The following is a 19,453-nucleotide window of genomic DNA, read 5'->3' on the forward strand; positions in this document are numbered from 1 at the left end:
TTACTGGAATAGTTAAAATGAAAGAAACAAAAGGGGTAGGGATTGAAATGGCTGATAAAAAATTCTCTTTTAAAAAGTTGATGGAGTATTATGATGAAGTCTTGAGTCTACCTCATCGAACAGAGGTAGCACGTGAGCTTCGGGATGAAGAAGATTTGTTCATGTTGTTGATTTATTCAGATATGCTCGGAATTCCTAATCCTGCATTCTATTACACGTTGGAACTATACCCTCACATCATTGAAAAATTTCATGATTGGCACCTTCGTATGGGGATGGAGAAATCTCCATTAGAAGGAATTCGATGTTGTTAATTTCAAGAAAGTTGGTGCACGGTTATGATTACTGATAAACAGATTATATTTGTTGGAGGTAAAGGAGGGGTAGGTAAGTCTACATCATCTGCTGCAATTGCCCTATCTTATGCTAATCAGAATATGAAAACATTAATCATATCAACTGATCCTGCACACAATTTGGGCGATATTTTTCACAAGAAAATTAAACATGACAAAACTGAACTACAAGAGAACCTTTGGGGTATCGAAATTGACGCAGAAAATGAATCTAAAAGGTATATTGATGAAGTGAAGAATAACCTGGAAGGGCTTGTGAAATCAAGAATGGTTGAAGAAGTGCATCGCCAAATAGATATGGCCAGCGCAACACCAGGAGCAGAAGAAGCGGCTTTGTTTGACCGCTTGATCTCAATTATCATCGATGAGTCCAAGGAGTTTGATAAAATCATTTTTGATACGGCTCCAACTGGGCATACCATTCGCTTATTGACCCTTCCGGAATTGATGAATGTATGGATTGATGGAATGATAGAAAGAAGACAAAAGACTAACGAAAATTACACACAGCTTTTAAACGATGGAGAACCAGTTGAAGATCCGATTTATGAAATCCTCCAAAAAAGAAAAAGAAAATTCGAAGCTGTAAGAGAAATTATCTTAGACCAAAATCGTACAGGGTATGTTTTTGTATTGAATCCAGAAAGGTTACCAATATTGGAAACAAAGCACGCAACAAACCAGCTTGATCAACACGATATAAAAGTTAAACATCTAATTATAAATAAGGTTCTCCCTGATTATGCAGATGGCAAATTTTTAGTTCAGCGGAAAGAGCAAGAGAAAAAGTATTTGAAGGAAATTGATGAAGTTTTCAAAAACCAATTTAAAATACAGATCCCTTTATTAGAAGAAGATGTCTCAGACCTTGAAAAACTGAAGCTATTTTCTAACTACATGGATCAACTATTAAAGGAGGAAGCTTAATGCGAGCAATCGTTCATGAAGGAAAAGAAGGATTAAATGGGCTAGCAATTAAGGATATGGACCAGCCGAGTTTGCAGAAAAATCAAGTACTCGTCAAAATGAAAACTTTCGGGATGAATCGACGCGACTTGGCTGTGACGATGCGACATAATACAAATGATCCTGCTTTAATTTTAGGTTCTGATGGTGCGGGAATTATTGAAAGCGTAGGGTCAAGTGTTAACAATTGGAGCGTAGGTGATGAGGTTGTTATTAACCCAGGTATGGGTTGGAAAGATAACAGTGATGCTCCACCAGAAGGTTTTGAAATCGTTGGTTTACCTGATCATGGCACCTTCTCAGAGTTTATGGCTGTAGATGCCAATCATGTTGAGAGAAAACCATCTCATCTATCTTGGGAGGAAGCAGGCGTTTTATCACTTGCTGCGTTGACTGCCTATAGAGCCGTGTTTACGAGAGGGAAACTGACTAAAGAAGATACTATTATGTTACCAGGTATCGGAAGCGGCGTTTTAACATTTGCATTAAAGTACGCGAAAGCTATTGGCGCAAGGGTGATTGTAACTTCTCGTAGTGATGAGAAGTTGAAGAAGGCGAGTGAACTTGGGGCAGATGTCACTGTTCAAACGCAATCGGACTGGAAAGAGGAGTTAAAAGATGAACAGGTTGATCTGTTAATTGAATCCGTTGGAGCAGCAACATTCAATAAATCACTCGATATCATTCGCAAAGGTGGAACCATCGTTACTTTCGGAGCAACAACAGATGACGATGTAACAATCAATATTCGTAAATTCTTTTATGGACAATACAATTTATTAGGTTCTACGATGGGAAGTGCTGAAGAATTATGTGAAATGATTTCATTTATCGAGGAGCATGACATCAAACCGGAAATTGACCATATGTTTGAAATGAATGATTACAAGCAAGCATTTGAATACCTGAGGGATACGAAAAACTTTGGAAAGATAGGCTTTTCTTTATAAGTGGTCAGAGAACTGAACTTCGAAAATGAAGTTCAGTTTTTTTGTAACATTCCACAAGGCGAAAACGTCTAGTTAAGTAAGAAGGGGTGACGTGATGAAATTGTGGATTGCATGGTTTGTCGCAATGTTATTTTTATTGGTGGGTTGTGGAACTGGAGATGAGGTCAGTGGCGAACAAGGAAATGACGGTAATCAAATCGATGAGAAGATAAGTCAATTCGAAGGGTATGTGGCTGCATATGAAGATGAAAGAGTATTGATTGTGGAAAATGAATTGAGTGAACCATATAAAGACATGGAATTCGAGGATTTCACGGAGAAAGCAGGCCAAGCGATATATTTCTCACTAGAAGAAATAGAAAATTCTATGAGAGATTCACTTGTTCTCGGTGAAAAAATTACTGTTGAGCATGGTGCAGTTGCAGAGTCTTATCCAGGTCAAAGCAGCGCAGTATCGATCAACAGAGTGGTCGATGAACAAAACGACTTGATCGTGAATCATGAAAAGGTAGATAACGTTCATGCCTGGCATTCTTTTTTACATTCGAAAGATGGTTCAATGAGAAAAATGAATACAACTACTGAGGGAGATTCTGTCTTTACGATGATTCAGAGAAAAGAAGATAACTATAAAGTTATGATTGATGGATCCCAAGACGAATTTGGGCCGATGGAAATAAATAATTATTCTTGTGGACAGTATGCAGAATCCTACGAGCAACCCGATGTGAATATAACATTGACCGATTGCAATAATGACAGTGGTGAGCTCACTCTTTTTAGTTTAGAAGCTAATCAATTGATAATCCCTGAACAAAAATACAGTTCTCTTTCTGTGCAAACGTTGGAGGGAGAGAGTGTTTTTGAAAGCGATGATCAAGCAATCATTAACGAAACGATCGAGAAAATAAAGTCGGGTAACAAGACGTCAGTTGCTCAAATGGGGTTGATGGCCTCTGATGGTAAATTGACTCTTAGCGGAGAATATGCAGATGTAATCTTGGACTATTATCTTGATGGAAATGTTATAAGTGGTGGAGCTTATATCGAAGCCGGGTTGAATTATTAATAATGCTTTAACAGCACCTACAGTGATGTAGGTGTTTTTTTGTATCTGTAGTCAGCTGAAAAAAATCTGCAATTAGCCACTTTTTCCACTCCTATCTCGATTATAGTATGAGTGGACAAAAACCGCGTCGTAAGAGCGTCAGTCCACATACATTATATGGAGGAGGTGTATGAATGCGTCAATGGATTCAAGATGCAGGTCATGGGGGAATAGATCCTGGAGCAGTTGTACATGGACAACAAGAAAAAGAATGGAACCTAGAAGCATCAATTTATGTGAATGAGCGACTGAAGGAGCTTGGATACCATTCCACGTTGACTAGGGGTTCAGATAAAAGCTTATCTAACCAGCAACGTACTACAATAACTAAACGTTACCCAAAAGGTATTTCACACCATTTCAACGCAGGTGGAGGAAAAGGTGCTGAGTTTATTCACAGTATCCATTCTGATGGGAAATTTGAAAAGTTACTTGAAGAAGAATTCAAGAAAGCTGGATATCCATTCCGGAGGACATTTTCAAAGAGGTATGCAGAGCATTCAAATAAAGATTATTATTTTATGCACCGGGAGACAGGTGCATGTCGCGTGACGATAGTGGAATATGACTTTTTAGATGGACCTAATAGAAATAAACTTAAAAGTGAAAGCTATCGCAAAGGAATGTACGAATGCGTTGTTCGTGCTGTAGTAAGGGAAGAGAAGGGATCGTTCAATATCCCATATGTAGAGGAAAACGTTGACACTTTTTATCGGGTAATCACCGGCTCTTTCCGAGAACAAAAACATGCTCAAAAAAGAATTGACCAGCTTAAAAAGGTTGGATTCGATTCATTCATTGACGTTTTGAAAAAATGACAGAAATCACTCTTGATTATATAAACTTCATTATGGAAGAATTATTGATTTTGGTTCCAGTATTGCTGATTATAGGGAAAATCATAAAAATATCTACGACTATTCCTCATCGCTATATTCCATTGTTTCTGCTTGTTACCAGCATGGTACTAACCTTTACACGCTTAGGGATCAATTTTGAATCACTTGTGCAAAGTGTATTGATTACCGGGACTGCAGTTTTTGGGCATCAATTATTTAAACAAATGAAGGAACCAAAAAAATGACAGACCTGTTATCATAGGTCTGTCAAAAGTTTAATATTTTTCATAACCATTTTTAACAACAAGGTTTTCATAAGATTGGTCCACTACATAAAACTTATTATCACCTTTTACGACGATGTGATCGTCAGTACAAAATTCCCTCGCCTGAGCAACATCTTCAAATGGTACAGCTTCTATATATTGGTTTTCAATCTGAATTGAAGCCATTCAGCTCATCCTTCCTATCGAAAAAGAACTTTAATAAAAGAATACCCCAATTCCATTTGGTTTAAGCTTTATTTTTCAATTCGAGGAATATGTTGGCACACTGAGCATCCCACTGGGAACCTGCCCCGTCTTCAATGATGGACATAGCTTTATGTTTCGTCATTCCTTTACGATAAGGTCTGTTCGATGTCATAGCGTCAAAAGCATCTGCTACTGCTATGATTCTACCGAACAAAGGAATGTCATCCCCAGATAATTGATCAGGATATCCTTTTCCATCATAACGTTCATGGTGGTGTCTCACACCTGGAAGTAAGGGAGACATTGATTCACTAGGCTGCACTTGTTTTAGAATATTTTCTCCCAAGACAGGGTGTTCTTGAATTCTCTTAAACTCTTCATCTGTCAACTTACCGTCTTTTAAAAGAATTTCGTCCGCGATCCCTATCTTACCTATGTCATGGAGGAGGGCTGTTTTCTTCAGCTGAGAAAGTACAGCTGGGGAAAGTCCTAATTTCCTGCCAATTTCAACGGATGATTCAGATACTCTGATAGAATGTCCAGCGGTATAAGGATCTCTTGCATCTAATGCCGTAGCGAGTGTTTGAATGAAACTGTCAAGTAATCGTTGATTTGTATGGTCTTTGGTTTCTAAAGAGTCTACCATGTGATTGAACCCTTTGATTAATCGAGAAAAGTCGTCCGTATAGGAATCGTGTTCACGGATGGTTAAATCTCCATTTTGCACCTTCTGCATTCCATCATAAATCGTACTGATAGGCTGTTGTATGGATTGAGAAATAAGACGTGCACCTATAACAGAGAATATAATACTTAATAAAATTATGATGCTGGCCCACTGCCAGTACTGGTTCGCTAGCACTTCTGAAATTTGTACCAAGCGGATTTGGGCAGCTAACGTGAATAAAAGTATAGGGAATAATCCTATGACCAGAAAACTTGCTAGCAATTTTTTCTGAATAGATATTTGAACCTCTTCATTCAAAGATAAAGTAAGGTTATGATCAGAAGCGAGTTCCTTCAAATAAAACAATACGGGTTGAATGGCTCTTAATGTTAAGAAATATTCTATCAACGCATGCATCGCTGCTATCAGAATGGAACCGATATAGGCAAAACTTATAAACGAATAAGGAACATCGAGATATCCCATCTGAATGAAACTGAATGAAAGGCTGCCTGCTGGTATAGCAAAACCGAGCAAATGCGGTAACATAATTCTCCTTACGGTCAAGAAGGGGAATTTTTTTAATTGTTCATGTGCCAGTTTTAAATGAGCGTTTTCTAGATCTTTTTTTACTAATGAGAGCTTTATGATTCTTAAGTCTTTGCGAAATACAAGAAATTCGCAAATGAACATAATCAAGACAGAAACCAATATCGTTCCTGCCATCAAATACATTTCACTCATGGAAAGCGAAAGCGTAGTGAAAATAAATATCCCACCAACAACAAAAACTGCTACTGATGAACCAATCACATAATTGATCAATAGGCGTTTCATAAAAGTCTGATAGATTGTCATAGTAAAATTCACCTAATTAATTTGTCTTACAATAAATATATAAGAAAACTCGACAGGTGTCATTATTTGAAGGTAAATACATTACATCGTTTTTGTTAGGAAGTATCGCTCACCCCAAGGACAGCCTTTTTCTTCAATTCTCTTCATAATATTTTTTATGGTAAATTGAGTGGGGTCTAAACCTTCCTCAACCTCATTCCAAAATAGTGGAGTGGCAACAGTACCTTCTCGAGTTGCTCTTGGTGAGTAGGGTGCGATGATCGTTTTCCCTTTTGCGTGTTGAACATAGTCGATGTAAAGACGATTCCCTCGATGCTTTTTGAGGCGCTCGACAGTGAAAGACTCTGGGTAATTTTCAACCAATACGGATGATACAGCTTTCATGAATTCTCTTGTTTGTTCATAAGACATAGGATCCATTAATGGAATATGAATTTGCAAACCTTTTCTACCAGATGTTTTGACAAAGGTTGGGTAATTTTGATGTTCACACATTTTCTTAATAAGCTGAGCTGCCTCCACAGCCAAAGGAAATTGGTTGATTGAAGGAGGATCTAAATCGAAAACCATTTCCGAAGGGGAGTCATGCATATATTTTTGAAAAGGTACATGGTATTCAATAGCCGCTTGGTTTGCAATCCAGATTAAACTTTTTAAATCTTGACAAACCAAATGCTTCTCTTCTTCTTTTCCTACTCCTTTTATAAAGGTGGGGGCATGGCTAGGGACATGTTTTTGATAAAAATGGTCATTTTCGACTCCATCAGGATAACGGATGACAGTCAAAAGACGATCCTTCAGATGTGGAAGAAGGTAAGGAGCTATTAAACGAATATATATAAGAAAATCTAATTTAGACTGATATTTGAAAAATTGCTTTTCCAGATTAGATAAATCGATCTCTTCAGAAAATTGTGCTAATCCTTGCAGTACATTTTCGTAAGTGCACGAATCTGCTACAAGATCAAAGCGAAATTGACCAAAATTAGGTTCTCTCAGCTCTCCATCTTTTGCATTTAAGCAATGAATGTCAGCACATATAGAAGGGGGAACTTGGAAAGAAGAATCTGGAAGCTTTTCACCGTTTTTGTGAAAAAAAGTTGATAAGGTCTGCTTGTTTTCAGTTGAGAACCCGTTTTTAACTTTACCAATGTTAATCCATTGATTTTGTTCCGTCACCGATATTGAGAAATAGTCATTTTCAGGATTCCATTGGGTGATCGTTCCTTGAACTGTCTTATAGTTTTTTATCTTTCTCCACTCGTGGGATCTCTTACCGGCCTCGTATTTTGAATTAATTTTTTTGGCAATGATTCCTTCTCCTCTATGAAGAAAAACCTCATCCCATAAACCATCGAGATTCGAAGTACTTTGAACAACCTTGATTCGATTGTTTTCATTATTTTCAATTGGTATTAGGTTCTCTAATTTTTCCCTTCGTTGTTGTAGAGTGAGGCTTCTAATTGATTTTCCGTTCAGTAACAGTATGTCAAAAGCAAAGAATGTAGCAGGTCTAGATTGACTTTGAAGTTTAATTGTTTCAGCTCGTTTCATACGACCTCTTTGTTGTATCTTTTCAAAGTTTGATTGAACGCTAGTGTTTTGTACTGCAAGCTCTCCATCTAAGTAAATAGGCAGGTGCTCTTGGAAATGATCTTTAGATCTCTCACACCACTCGATGACCTCCTGGAATTTCTTAGTTAAGTCTTTTCCGTTCCTACTCCACAAAGTTATTTTCTGGTTGTCCCATTCCAATCCACATCTGAACCCGTCATATTTAATTTCATAACTCCACTCTTTTCCGCGTGGAGCTTCCTCATAGAGAGTCGGTAACATTGGTTTTAGCATAATTCACACCTTCTTTAGTTATTACTTTTTCTCTATATAGAATTTTTATGAAAAATTGGTCAAACCTATATGGAAAGGAGATGATCGAATGCATACGATGTGGAAAGGGACAATCAGTTTCGGTTTGGTAAATATACCTGTGAAACTACATTCAGCAACAGAAAATAAAGATATTAAATTACGTAATCTGCATAAAGAGTGCCAATCACCAATCAAATATGAAAAAGTCTGTCCTGTGTGTGATAAAGAGGTTGGGAATGATGATATTGTTAAAGCATTTGAATACACGAAAAATAAATTCGTCGTGTTAGAAGACGAGGAATTAGAAGCGATTAAAGAAGAGAGTCACGATAAGTCAGTGGAAATCATGGACTTTGTGAAATTGGAAGATATCGACCCGATATATTTCGAACGGAGTTATTATTTGTCACCGAATGAAGGCGGAACTAAAGCTTATTCACTTTTGAGAAAAGCGCTTGAAGATACAGGGAAAATTGGTGTTGCAAAAATTACGATTCGTTCCAAACAACAATTAGCAATCGTCAGAATCTACAACAATACGATTGTTATGGAGACGATCCATTACCCGGATGAAGTTCGAAACGTTCAAGAAGTGCCTAATGTCCCTGAAGATGAAAAGGTAGTGAAAAAGGAACTGGATACTGCAAAACTACTGATTGAACAATTGACAACTTCATTTGAGCCTGAGAAGTATACCGATGAATATCGAACAGCTTTACTTGAAGTGATTGAAAAGAAAAAAGATGGAGAAGAAGTGACTACTGCAAAAGAGCCTAAGACGACTGATAATGTAACAAATCTGATGGATGCATTAGAAGCTTCGCTGAAAAAAACAGAAAAAGGCAAAAAGAAAAAGAGCACGACAAAAAAGAAAGCCAAAGCCAACTAACTATCACAAAGCGAGCTCTTATAGTTTATGCGATAAATTATAGGGGAATATGACTCCTATCAGTCTAGATAGGAGGATAATCTATGTCGGAGATCAAAGCGATTTTTCTGAATGCTTCTCTTAAAAGTGGAGAAGAGGATTCTAATACTGAAGCTTTATTTCGTGAAGTGCAATCGATATATGAAGAAGAAGGAGTCAATACTGAAGTTGTTCGTTTAGCTGATTATAAGATCCCCTATGGCATCACGGACGATTTGGGCGAAGGAGATGAGTGGCCCAAAATACTGGATAAAGTGAAACAGTCGGACATTTTGATTCTAGGTAGCCCTATATGGTTAGGTGAAAAGAGTAGCTTAGCAACAGTTGCTATAGAACGTTTGTATGGCAGCAGTACTCATACGAACGATAAAGGTCAAAGTGTTTACTACAACAAAGTCGGGGGCACGGTTATTACAGGAAATGAGGATGGTGCTAAGAATGCTGCAATGTCTATTCTTTATGGACTTTCGCATATCGGTTTCACCATTCCGCCGAATGTCGATACTTATTGGGTAGGAGAAGCTGGTCCTGGTCCATCTTATATGGAAGCAAATGGACGAGAAAATGAGTTCACACAATCTCATGTGAAAATGCTAGCCTATAATACCATTTATTTCGCTAAACTCCTTAAACACAGCCCGATTCCACCTAAAGGAAATACAATGGAATAGATTTATAAAGCATACCTGGTTAAAGGTATGCTTTTTGATATAATGCTGTGAAAGGGGTGTTTGAAATGACTGAGGAAGAGCTCTTTGCACAACTTATGTTTATCAGAAATAGGACATTATCTATGTTGGATGCAACAGATGAGAAGTTTTTAGATGAACAGCCAGATGGTTTTAATAATAACATTCGCTGGAACTTAGGCCATATTTTTGTCGCTCAAGAAAAGAGAATTCACAACGTGCTGGGTGCTGAACCGGAGATGCCAGCTAACTTCTTTGAATCTTTCAATCGTGGAACAAGTCCTTCAGATTGGGGTAGTAATGTCCCTACTTTAATTGAAATTCGAAAGCATTTATCAGATCAGCCCCATCGTATGAAAGAAAAGTTGACTGGCAGAACAAAAGATCTTGGTGTCGAGCCTTTCGATGTGACAGAAGATTACTCCATGAAAAAGATAGAAGAGGTGGTCCATTTCATGATTTGGCATGAAGGGTTACACCAAGGTGTAATTATTGGTTTAAAGCATGCTCATGGTGATAAGAATCTGTTTTGAATTTAGAATGTCTAAGCACTATGTTCGTTCGCGAACAAGTGCTTATTTCATGATTATGGAGGAATTCCGAATATTTTATCGAATAGTAAAAAGAAGAACTACAATATTCTTAATAGGGGTTTTATTATGAATGAGAAAACACTATTCGCTCAATTGCGCTTCATTCGTATGCGCACGATTGCAGCTCTAGATGCTACTTCAGAAGAGAATGCAGATAAACAGCCAGCTGGTTTCACAAATAATATTCGTTGGAATTTAGGTCATATTTTTGTTGCTCAAGAAAACTTATTATACGCATTTATTGGTGAAAAGCCACCAATGCCGGAGCATTTTTTAAAATGGTTTAACAGAGGGACAAGCCCGCAAGATTGGGATGGTGATCTGCCTTCACTAGAGGAACTGCGTCAATTACTAAAGGAGCAACCTGATCGTATGGAAGCTACTTTTACAGGGCAACTAAATGAAAAAGGCCCTCAGCCGTTTGCATTAACTGAAGATTTCGTCTTGGAAACGATAGAGGATGCTTTTCATTTTGTCATTTGGCATGAAGGTATTCATCAAGGAACCATTACCGGGTTGAAACATGCCATTGGTGATGAAGAATTGTTTAAAGTGGAATAACTTAACTATTTGATAGAGGTGAATGAAGTGGTCAAATTGAGGAATTTAGTCTCCCAATAATAATTTTAGGAGGCTAATAGTTGAAAAATGAACAAATAATAGATTTTTATGGTGCTTCACATCCTGAACTATTTGAAATTGAAAGAAGATGTATGGATCGTCCTGGTAAAGTGATAGATTATCTGAACCTAAATTTACCGAACGGAACAGTCATCGACATAGGTGCTGGTAATGGCTATACATCAGAAAAGCTAAACAAAAAGGACCGACTAGTTTTACCTATGGAACCTGATGATCATATGATTGATATAAATAAAAACCTTGCATGGATTAAAGGAACAGCCCAACAAATTCCATTTCATGATAATTCATTGGATGCTGCCTATGCGACGTGGGCTTTCTTTTTCAGTGGAATGAAAGGTGTCGATGAGGGAGTAAGAGAAGCCGAGAGAGTTATTAGACCTGGAGGAAAATTCATTATCGTTGATAACTATGGAGATGATGAATTCACTTCGCTTTCTCCTTCGCCAGGTCCTTTATCTAGTAGCGTTGATTTCTGGAAAGAGCGAGGTTTTGATTATGAATTGATTCATACCACGTTCAGTTTCGATTCGATTGCCGAGGCAAGGAAACTTTTATCCTTTTATTTTGAGGAAAGAGGTATGGAAGTTTCTAAAAGAGAATTTGAATACAAAGTAGTTATTTACTCGAAGACTATTAATTAAAAAAGCAGCCCAGTCCTATTGTTTAGGATTGGGCTGCTTTGTTGCAACTAAGGTAAACTTTCGCATGCTAAACCATCGTTTTCACGGTCCAATCTGTGGGGATCTTTATCAGGTCCTCCAGCAGCGATGTAAAAGTCTTGAGCTTCTTGGTGAGTATCGAAGTCACCGCAATCACGATCGGGTCCGTCAGGGTCATATTTTAAATTACCGTTGGAAGAAGTGTTATTCGAACTATTACTATTTGAAGTTGTTGATTCGGAAGCACCTGAATCACTATTCGATGAATTTTCACCTTCGTGGTTGAATCCATCTTCTTGTACATAGCCCTCGATGCTCCATATACCTTTTCCTGCATTCATAGCTTTCGTTTGAGCTTTTACATAAGCATTGTAATGTGTATAAGGTGGGTCATAAACGTAAGCTAATCGTGCTAGCCCTTCTGCTAATAGCATCTCGTTGAACATCTGGCCGTCCACCCAAATATACCCTAACAATCGATCATACTTATCACGTTTTGGGCCATCATATTCTAGTTGTATATCTTTACCTGAAAGTTTTTGTTTTGCGAACTCACTAGCTTCTGGACCAAATGGTTGTACGGGTAGGGAGGGATGTTTGGTTTCAGGTGTATCTACTAATAACAATCGAACCTGTTCTTCTTGACCATTGATTTGTATTTCAATCGTGTCACCATCTACTACTCTTGTTACTGTTGCGGCAACCGAGTCAGTAGGACCGTTGGATTTATCAGAATCAGTTGACTGATCGCTAGTCTCTTCTGACTTGTTTACATCATTATTGCTTTGTTCAGTGTCATCAGATGATTCTTCTTTGTTCTTACTAGGGTCCTGTTCTTCGGTATTCTTATCAGGTTCGTCGGATCCAGTGTCATCTTTTTCTTTGTTATCGTCCTCGCTGGAGTTAGTCTCAGCTTCCTCCTCAGGCTCATCACGTGAATCTGATTCAAGATCACCTTGATTAGAAGCTGTTTCTTCATCTTCGATTTCCTCTGTGTCTTCGCTATCAGAAAGTTCATCTTCAACTGGTTCTCCGAAAACGCCGATCATAATGAAACATATCACTAGAATAGGTAAAAAGATTTGAAGCACTTTTTTTCTACTGGACATGAAAATGATTCTAGGATAGATCATCCCTAAAATAAGCCCCAACATACTTATTACAAAAATAAAAGCAAATATCTCTGCCATCGTATTTCTCCTCACTCATGCCGTCTTTTATATCAATTATTGTAGCACGAGTGCTAGTGGTTTAGAATCTCACTATTAAAATTCATATAATTAATCTAAGTTTCCTTGAGGCCCGAAAAATTCATAGTTGATACGCTCTCCAGGAACTCCCCAATCTTTTAATGATGTATTAATTGCTCTCATGAATCCTTCAGGTCCACAGAAATAGAAGTCGGCTTCTTTAGGAACTACTGTTTTCAACCATTCTAAGTCCACTATACCTTTCCTATCATAAGCCTGATCTTCATCACTAGGTTTTTCATACACGATAAATGTATTCTCGCCATTCATTTCATCTTTAAGTGCGTGCACTGAACCGTTACGTGCAGCATGAATGAAATAGATTTTACGGCCTGGGTGCAACTTCTCAGCTGTTTTTTTCATGCTTAATAATGGCGTAAGCCCTACACCTCCACTTAATAAAACAATTGGACAATCTTTTTCCGTATCGAGATAGAAGTCCCCAGCCGGTGCACTCACTGGAATGATATCACCTTCTTGTACTTGATCATGGAGCCATGAAGACACAATTCCTGCTGGAAGTTCTCCTCTACCACTTTCTTTCTTAACACTGATGCGGAAGTGATTCTCGTTTGGAGCATCAGACAAACTGTATTGGCGAAGATGCGTATATTTTTCTCCTGGAATTTCCGCTTTAATCGTCAAGTATTGACCAGGCTTGAATGATGGTAAAGCTCTATGATCGACAGGTTTTAAATAGAAAGAAGTGATCTCTTCACTCTCTTTAACTTTTCCAGCAATACTGAAATTGATAAAGTCGTTCCACGGTGAGTGGTCATATTTTTCCTTTTCAATTTTGATGAAAAGGTCTGCAATTTCTTGATAGGCGGCTCCCCAAGCATCGATCACCTCGTCAGTCACCGCGTCACCGAGAACCTCTTCAATAGCGATCAATAAGTACTTACCAACGATAGGGTAATGTTCAGCTTTGATGTTCAAGCTGACATGTTTTTCTGCAATTTTTTCAGCAGCTGGTGCAATGACGGTCAGGTCATCAATATGCTTTGCTGCAGCATACACCGCATTCGCTAATGCTCTTGGTTGCTTACCTTCTTTTTGATGGACCATGTTAAAAATATTTTTCAGTTCAGGGTGATCAGCAAACATTCTCTTATAAAAGTGAGTCGTGATCGCCTCACCGTGTTCAGCTAAAACGGGAACAGTCGATTTGATGATGTCTCTTGTTCTTTCGTCTAATCCACTTGTAATTGTAGTTGTCATTTAGAAAACCTCCAAAAGATGTATTTTGAATACATGTTTAATGATAGATGCTTTGAATTTTGAATACAATACGTTTAATATAATATTTATGAAAACTTTGTTAACAATTTCACAAACTTTTGTATGATAAAATTAAGAAAAAGACTAGAAGAGGGTTATTTATGAAACTGAAAAAATATACGGATTACGCGTTGAGAGTATTGATATATACAGCTTCTGTCCCAGATGGCGAGCTGGCAAATAAGAAGGATATTTCGAAAGTCTTCCATATCTCTGAAAATCATATAGGAAAGATTGTCCATGAACTAAATAAAGCTGAGATTCTCCAAACAATTCGAGGGAGAAGCGGAGGGATCAAGCTTTCAAAGCACCCTTCTGAAATCAACATCGGACAAGTAGTGAGGTTGATGGAAGGCGATTTTGAAATGTTCGAGTGTTTCAGTAAAGATGATAATTATTGTATTATTACTCCCGCATGTAAGCTGAAGAATATTGTTAACGTAGCTCTGAAAGAATTTCTCAAAGTGATTGATCAATATACGTTAGAAGACCTTTTGGAAAATAAATCTGAATTACAAAACTTGATGGAAGTCGATAATTAAGCTAATAAGCCAATGAGAAGATGTTTTAAATATTTTTTGTTATAATTATTATGAATTCGAGATATTTTGTGGAGGGTTGTAAATGGAAGGGTTAAAAGGAATACACCACGTAACAGCGATTACTAGCAGTGCTGAAAAAAACTATGAATTTTTTACCTATGTATTAGGTATGAGATTGGTTAAGAAAACAGTGAACCAAGATGATATACAGACGTACCATTTGTTCTTTGCCGATGATGAAGGAAACCCTGGAACGGATATGACTTTCTTCGATTTTCCAGGAATCCCAAAAGGTTCACACGGAACGAATGAAATATTCAGAACGGCTTTCCGAGTCCCATCCGATGAAGCACTTGATTACTGGGTGAAACGTTTAGATCGTTTAGGAGTCGAACATAAGGGGATACAAGATCTTTTCGGAAAAAAAGTTTTACCCCTTGTTGACTTTGACGAACAGCAATTCCAGTTGATTTCTGATGAGAATGATCATGGAGTAAAAGCAGGAACTCCTTGGCAGGATGGCCCAGTGCCATTGGAATACGCAATTACGGGGCTAGGTCCACTCCATATTAGAGTTGATGAAGTGGACAACTTTAAAATGATTCTTGAAAAAATCTACAACTTTAAGGAAGTTGAGAAAGAGGGCTCATTTTATTTGTTCGAAGTTGGTGAAGGCGGTAACGGAGGCCAAATCGTAGTCGAGCATAACAAGTTATTACCTCAGGCAGTGCAAGGTTTTGGTACAGTTCACCATGCAGCATTTCGTGTGGAAGATGAGAAAGTATTGAAACAATGGCGAGACCGTTATGAACAAGTAAGACTTCCAAACTCAGGAATCGTCGATCGTTTCTTTTTCCAATCATTATACGCAAGAGTCGCACCACAGATCTTAATTGAACTGGCGACAGATGGGCCTGGGTTCATGGGTGATGAATCTTATGAAACTCTTGGTGAAAAGTTATCATTACCACCATTCTTGGAATCAAAAAGAGAAGAAATTGAAAAGCAAGTTCGCCATTTTGATACCGTGCGAAGCGATAAGGAATTTAAGAAGGAGTAATGGGGTAATGAACGCTTGGAGTTATATGAGAATCGCAAGACCGACGAACAACCTCGAAAAAATGAGAAATTTTTATGTAGAGGTTTTAGATTTAGAAAAAATAGGTGAGTTCAATCACAACGGGTATCATGGACTGTTAATTGGTTTACCAGATCAAAAAGTTCATTTAGAACTACTGGAAAGTGAACATGACCTTGAAACGCGAGCTCCTTCTGAAGACCACTTGCTTGTCTTTTACTTTGAAACGAAAGAAGAAATAGTTCAAATCAAAGAAGAGCTAATGGCACATGGTTACAAACCTGTGGAACCTTTGAATCCTTATTGGAGCGATAAAGGATATACGTTCGAAGATCCAGAAGGTTGGAGGATCGTATTTTGTATTGATATTCAAAGATATAAAGAAGGGGTTACTTTCAACTAAATAACACAATTACTTTTCGTCCTGATTCATTTTTGAATTGGGACGTTTTTTTATGGTTTTAATTTACATCCATGTGAATATGGTAAAATTATGGTTAATAATATGAACTTAGATATCTTAGTAAAGAAAATTGGAGAGAGGATGTATAGACCTAGTGAAGCGTTTGATTATATTAATCGTAACCTTTATTGCCGTTACTTTGATAAGTGTGGGTTGTTCAGACTTATATGACAAGGATAAACGTCCGACCATTTCAATGAATCCGGACTCTGAATACATAAAGACATTTGAAGATTTGAGTCTGGGTATCTTGTTTGATTTTGAGTTTTATTTGCCTGAAGCTGACCAAAGGTGGGTAAATCTTTGGGTTGAAAAGTATGAGAATGGAAAAAAAGCTTCTGAACCTTTTGGACAGTTAACCTATGACCTTAGCCCGCAGGAAGAGAGCGAAGATCACTTAGGTTTTGGGATGATTAATCCAAACTCTGAAGATACTTCTTTGTTTCTCTATGGTCCTGGGGTAAAATCCCATTCTTCCATAACTGATACAAATATAAATAATGAAACTGGAAAGGCAACTTCTTGGGGTTACGCTTTGGGGGATGAGGAGGAGCTCAAATTAAACTTAGGTGAACCTACAATACTAGCTACATATAGAAAATCTAAAGATGGTTCTATCAGTACAGTTGATCTAAAAGATGAAGAATCAATAGAAAACATGATCAGTGAAAACGAGTTTGTTCTTTTACTCAAGATTGAGGTAACCGAAGAAAAGAATGAATAGGTCCTATCAAAAACAATCTCCGAGAAAATCCCGGAGATTGTTTTAGTTAGCTATTAAAATGGATTCGTCGCCCACTGCAGTGATTGTTTGATAAAAATCCGTTGATCCAACTTCAATTGTGCAATCATGAACTCAGCCAAATCTTCTGGCTGCATGTATTTATCTGCATTCTTTTCATTTAATTGTTCACCAAATGCGAGTTCCGTCGCGACGAGACTAGGGTTCATTGTGAAAACACGGATGTTATTTTTTCTGACCTCTTGCATTAAGGCTTCCATCATTCCTTGCACAGCAAATTTAGAACCACTATATGCTGACGCTCCCGCAGTGGCTTTCAAGCCGTTACTAGAAGAGATGTTTATGATGTCTCCCTGATCTTTTTCAATCATGTGGGGAAGAACGGCTCTCGTTACATGATAGGTACCAAATACATTCACTTCAAAAGCACGCTTCCATTCTGCAGGATCAGCATCTAACATCGTTCCTTTCGATCCGATTCCTGCGTTATTGATTAGAATATCAGCAGGGCCAACTTTATTTTTCAAATCCAGGATCGCCTGTTCAACGGCAGTTAGGTCTGAAATATCTACTGGTTCAAAAGCGACGTTCACACCATAGCTCTCAACTTCTTTTGCCACTGCTTGAAGGTTACTTTCAGTTCTTGCAATCAGGGCTAAATGTACACCTTCTTTTGCTAATGAGAGGGCGGTAGCTTTGCCGATTCCACTACCTGCCCCAGTGACATACGCAACTTTTCCTTTAATTTCTTGTGCCATTTTTTCATCCTTCCTTCAATTATTTAGATAAATAAGCAATGCCGTCTGGATGGATTCCAACCTCAATCCTTTCAGTTTCTTTTAAGGTTTCCATATCAATAATTGAAATATCGTTGGTTTTATTATTAGCAACATAAGCGAATTTTCCGTCAGGTCGGAATACGATTCCACCAGCCCAGATGCCGACAGGAATGCGTTTAATTTCCCACGGCCTAACTTGTCCATTAATTTTCTGTTCAGTTAAAATCACTGAGATATCAGCTGAATAGCGGTTAGCGGTCAAAGCATATTTACCATCAGGAGAAAATACCAAACGAACTGGGCATGCACCGATTTTTCTTTTAAACAAAACCTCATAGTTTTCGCGATCGATTACAAATAGGGTATCTTCATCTTGGTTCGCTACATATATATGCTTCCCGTTTGGATGTACAGCTAATCCTTCAGGCCCTTTCCCTACAGGGAAATGATTCACGACTGATTCACTCTCAACATCAATTTCTGTGACATTATCACTTCCGATATTAGGAACATAAACAGTCTTGCCGTCTGGTGAGAAGGAGATCATATGAGAATGCTTCTGGTGAGTAGGAAATACATTTTCAATTTCATCAGTTTCTGTATCAATCAGAAAGATTTTACTTGTAAAAGTTGAAGCTAGATATAGTTTCTTACCATCATTCGTAAGCTCCACCCCATGAGGAAATTTGAAATCTACATGTTCGATCGTTTTAATGATTTGAAAAGAATCATTATCCATGACATCTAATTTATTTCCTAGAGAACAAGCGATATAAGTTTTCTTAGCATCTTTTGAAACGACTATCTCGTGAGGGTTGTGCGATGTTTCGACTGTTTGGACGACTTTCTTACTTTCCATATCGACGATAGAAAGCGTATCTTCGTCTTTATTAAGTACAATTAAATGGTTAGACATGAACAGACCTCCTAATTATTTCGAATCACGAATTTATTTTAACACTCTAATATTTTAATTTGGTAATGATATGGTTGAATACATTCATTTAAAAGAGCTTGCGTTGAAATTTTGATACCAACAAATATATAAGTAAGAAGATTAGAATTGCTACTATCTCTAGTGATAAGATATACCAAGGATAAGGCCCGAGATAGTCGATGATACTTGAATTACTAGGTTTGTGAGCCAGGAACATATAATTAGATCCAAGTTGTTGGTTTATGATGAAAATGATGGTTGCTAATAAATTAAGAAACACAAATGAGCGAATGACAGATGAAAAAGTAAGTAAGAACTTTTCAACCCATAACATATAGAAACATGAAAGTATGATGGCTATGTGTGCAATAAAAAACTGAAAGAACCGTAAATGAGGGTAACCGAAGAATAGTTCTGGTGTTATGATTGCGATGACTGCTCCAGCCATACTTATGAAAAAGCACACTTCGAATACACGATAATTTTTGGAAATCAGCATGAACACACATAAGTATATGGATAAAGAACAAAGCTGAAGTGGTAGGTTGATACTTACATCCCAGCGACCATTCCAAAGAAACCAAAGGTGAAAAGTGATCTCGCTTATAAGTAAAAGGAAAACAAGAAAAACGGTCACGATTTTTTTATAAGAGTGAAGTTGATGGCGGAGTTTATATAAAACTGCAATGGAAAGAAACATAAAAGCAATCGCCAATATATGTGTCATGGAGAAAGTTTGAAATGGATACATATCACGTTCAAAACCAATAATCTCGGTCAT

Annotated in this window: 23 protein-coding genes; 15 read left to right on the forward strand and 8 right to left on the reverse strand. The window is 37.6% G+C overall.

Going from position 1 to position 19,453, the window contains the following annotated elements; all coding sequences use genetic code 11:
* The first annotated feature begins 17 nt into the window (after positions 1–17).
* From CEY16_RS01065 to CEY16_RS01090, 6 genes are all read left to right on the forward strand, one after another.
* Complete coding sequence (locus tag CEY16_RS01065; RefSeq protein WP_420795501.1) at positions 18–314, forward strand: cory-CC-star protein; 297 nt, start codon at positions 18–20, stop codon at positions 312–314.
* Between the two features lie 24 nt (positions 315–338).
* A complete protein-coding gene (locus CEY16_RS01070) occupies positions 339–1,283 on the forward strand; it encodes an ArsA family ATPase (RefSeq protein WP_101330122.1) in 945 nt (314 codons plus the stop codon).
* Entirely contained in the window at positions 1,283–2,272 is a 990-nt protein-coding gene (locus CEY16_RS01075) for a zinc-binding dehydrogenase (RefSeq protein WP_101330123.1), read from the forward strand. Before CEY16_RS01070 ends, CEY16_RS01075 begins: the two co-directional genes overlap by 1 nt.
* A gap of 94 nt (positions 2,273–2,366) precedes the next feature.
* Positions 2,367–3,341, forward strand: coding sequence for a DUF3221 domain-containing protein (locus CEY16_RS01080; RefSeq protein ID WP_101330124.1), 975 nt, complete (start codon positions 2,367–2,369; stop codon positions 3,339–3,341).
* A gap of 173 nt (positions 3,342–3,514) precedes the next feature.
* The gene (locus CEY16_RS01085) at positions 3,515–4,198 is read left to right on the forward strand and encodes an N-acetylmuramoyl-L-alanine amidase (protein WP_101330125.1); all 684 of its coding nucleotides are present in this window, start codon (positions 3,515–3,517) and stop codon (positions 4,196–4,198) included.
* Positions 4,195–4,464 (forward strand): phage holin family protein, encoded by a 270-nt coding sequence (locus tag CEY16_RS01090; RefSeq protein ID WP_101330126.1) that lies wholly within the window; start codon positions 4,195–4,197, stop codon positions 4,462–4,464. The genes CEY16_RS01085 and CEY16_RS01090 overlap by 4 nt, the downstream gene beginning before the upstream one ends.
* 30 nt (positions 4,465–4,494) lie before the next feature.
* Here the strand turns inward: CEY16_RS01090 and CEY16_RS15080 are convergent, their stop codons facing one another.
* The 3 genes from CEY16_RS15080 to ligD form a co-directional block, all read right to left on the reverse strand.
* Positions 4,495–4,671: a hypothetical protein gene (locus CEY16_RS15080; RefSeq protein ID WP_162297817.1), complete on the reverse strand. Its 177-nt coding sequence runs from the start codon at positions 4,669–4,671 to the stop codon at positions 4,495–4,497.
* A 61-nt stretch (positions 4,672–4,732) separates the two neighbouring features.
* Entirely contained in the window at positions 4,733–6,217 is a 1,485-nt protein-coding gene (locus CEY16_RS01095; protein WP_101330127.1) for an HD-GYP domain-containing protein, read from the reverse strand.
* Positions 6,218–6,298: 81 nt separating this feature from the next.
* Positions 6,299–8,065, reverse strand: coding sequence for a DNA ligase D (gene ligD, locus CEY16_RS01100; RefSeq protein WP_101330128.1), 1,767 nt, complete (start codon positions 8,063–8,065; stop codon positions 6,299–6,301).
* A gap of 88 nt (positions 8,066–8,153) precedes the next feature.
* Here ligD and ku point away from each other — a divergent pair, with 88 nt between their 5' ends.
* The 5 genes from ku (at position 8,154) to CEY16_RS01125 (ending at position 11,582) form a co-directional block, all read left to right on the forward strand.
* Entirely contained in the window at positions 8,154–8,975 is an 822-nt protein-coding gene (gene ku / locus CEY16_RS01105; protein WP_101330129.1) for a non-homologous end joining protein Ku, read from the forward strand.
* Between the two features lie 83 nt (positions 8,976–9,058).
* Entirely contained in the window at positions 9,059–9,685 is a 627-nt protein-coding gene (locus tag CEY16_RS01110) for a flavodoxin family protein (protein WP_101330130.1), read from the forward strand.
* Between the two features lie 65 nt (positions 9,686–9,750).
* Positions 9,751–10,236 (forward strand): DinB family protein, encoded by a 486-nt coding sequence (locus CEY16_RS01115; protein WP_101330131.1) that lies wholly within the window; start codon positions 9,751–9,753, stop codon positions 10,234–10,236.
* 126 nt (positions 10,237–10,362) lie between these two features.
* Positions 10,363–10,857, forward strand: coding sequence for a DinB family protein (locus CEY16_RS01120; protein ID WP_101330132.1), 495 nt, complete (start codon positions 10,363–10,365; stop codon positions 10,855–10,857).
* 80 nt (positions 10,858–10,937) lie between these two features.
* Positions 10,938–11,582: a class I SAM-dependent methyltransferase gene (locus CEY16_RS01125; protein WP_101330133.1), complete on the forward strand. Its 645-nt coding sequence runs from the start codon at positions 10,938–10,940 to the stop codon at positions 11,580–11,582.
* Positions 11,583–11,629: 47 nt separating this feature from the next.
* Here CEY16_RS01125 and CEY16_RS01130 read toward each other — a convergent pair whose 3' ends face one another.
* Entirely contained in the window at positions 11,630–12,790 is a 1,161-nt protein-coding gene (locus CEY16_RS01130) for a thermonuclease family protein (RefSeq protein ID WP_143484580.1), read from the reverse strand.
* 90 nt (positions 12,791–12,880) lie between these two features.
* On the reverse strand, positions 12,881–14,071 hold the full coding sequence (gene hmpA / locus CEY16_RS01135; RefSeq protein WP_101330134.1) for an NO-inducible flavohemoprotein: 1,191 nt from the start codon (positions 14,069–14,071) through the stop codon (positions 12,881–12,883).
* A gap of 161 nt (positions 14,072–14,232) precedes the next feature.
* On the opposite strand from hmpA, the gene CEY16_RS01140 reads away from it, so the two are divergent.
* The 4 genes from CEY16_RS01140 (at position 14,233) to CEY16_RS01155 (ending at position 16,938) form a co-directional block, all read left to right on the forward strand.
* Complete coding sequence (locus CEY16_RS01140; protein ID WP_101330135.1) at positions 14,233–14,673, forward strand: Rrf2 family transcriptional regulator; 441 nt, start codon at positions 14,233–14,235, stop codon at positions 14,671–14,673.
* A gap of 82 nt (positions 14,674–14,755) precedes the next feature.
* Positions 14,756–15,733, forward strand: coding sequence for a ring-cleaving dioxygenase (locus tag CEY16_RS01145; protein WP_101330136.1), 978 nt, complete (start codon positions 14,756–14,758; stop codon positions 15,731–15,733).
* A 7-nt stretch (positions 15,734–15,740) separates the two neighbouring features.
* The gene (locus tag CEY16_RS01150) at positions 15,741–16,154 is read left to right on the forward strand and encodes a VOC family protein (protein ID WP_101330137.1); all 414 of its coding nucleotides are present in this window, start codon (positions 15,741–15,743) and stop codon (positions 16,152–16,154) included.
* A 154-nt stretch (positions 16,155–16,308) separates the two neighbouring features.
* Positions 16,309–16,938: a hypothetical protein gene (locus CEY16_RS01155; protein ID WP_101330138.1), complete on the forward strand. Its 630-nt coding sequence runs from the start codon at positions 16,309–16,311 to the stop codon at positions 16,936–16,938.
* Positions 16,939–16,991: 53 nt separating this feature from the next.
* Here the strand turns inward: CEY16_RS01155 and CEY16_RS01160 are convergent, their stop codons facing one another.
* The 3 genes from CEY16_RS01160 to CEY16_RS01170 form a co-directional block, all read right to left on the reverse strand.
* Positions 16,992–17,714 carry a 3-ketoacyl-ACP reductase gene (locus CEY16_RS01160; protein WP_101330139.1) on the reverse strand — a complete coding sequence of 241 codons (723 nt, stop codon included), beginning with the start codon at positions 17,712–17,714 and terminating at the stop codon, positions 16,992–16,994.
* A gap of 19 nt (positions 17,715–17,733) precedes the next feature.
* Positions 17,734–18,651, reverse strand: coding sequence for a YncE family protein (locus CEY16_RS01165; protein ID WP_101330140.1), 918 nt, complete (start codon positions 18,649–18,651; stop codon positions 17,734–17,736).
* Positions 18,652–18,739: 88 nt separating this feature from the next.
* Positions 18,740–19,453 carry a YwaF family protein gene (locus CEY16_RS01170; protein ID WP_101330141.1) on the reverse strand — a complete coding sequence of 238 codons (714 nt, stop codon included), beginning with the start codon at positions 19,451–19,453 and terminating at the stop codon, positions 18,740–18,742.

It is taken from the genome of Halalkalibacillus sediminis (assembly GCF_002844535.1).
In the GTDB taxonomy this organism is placed as follows: domain Bacteria; phylum Bacillota; class Bacilli; order Bacillales; family Alkalibacillaceae; genus Halalkalibacillus_A; species Halalkalibacillus_A sediminis.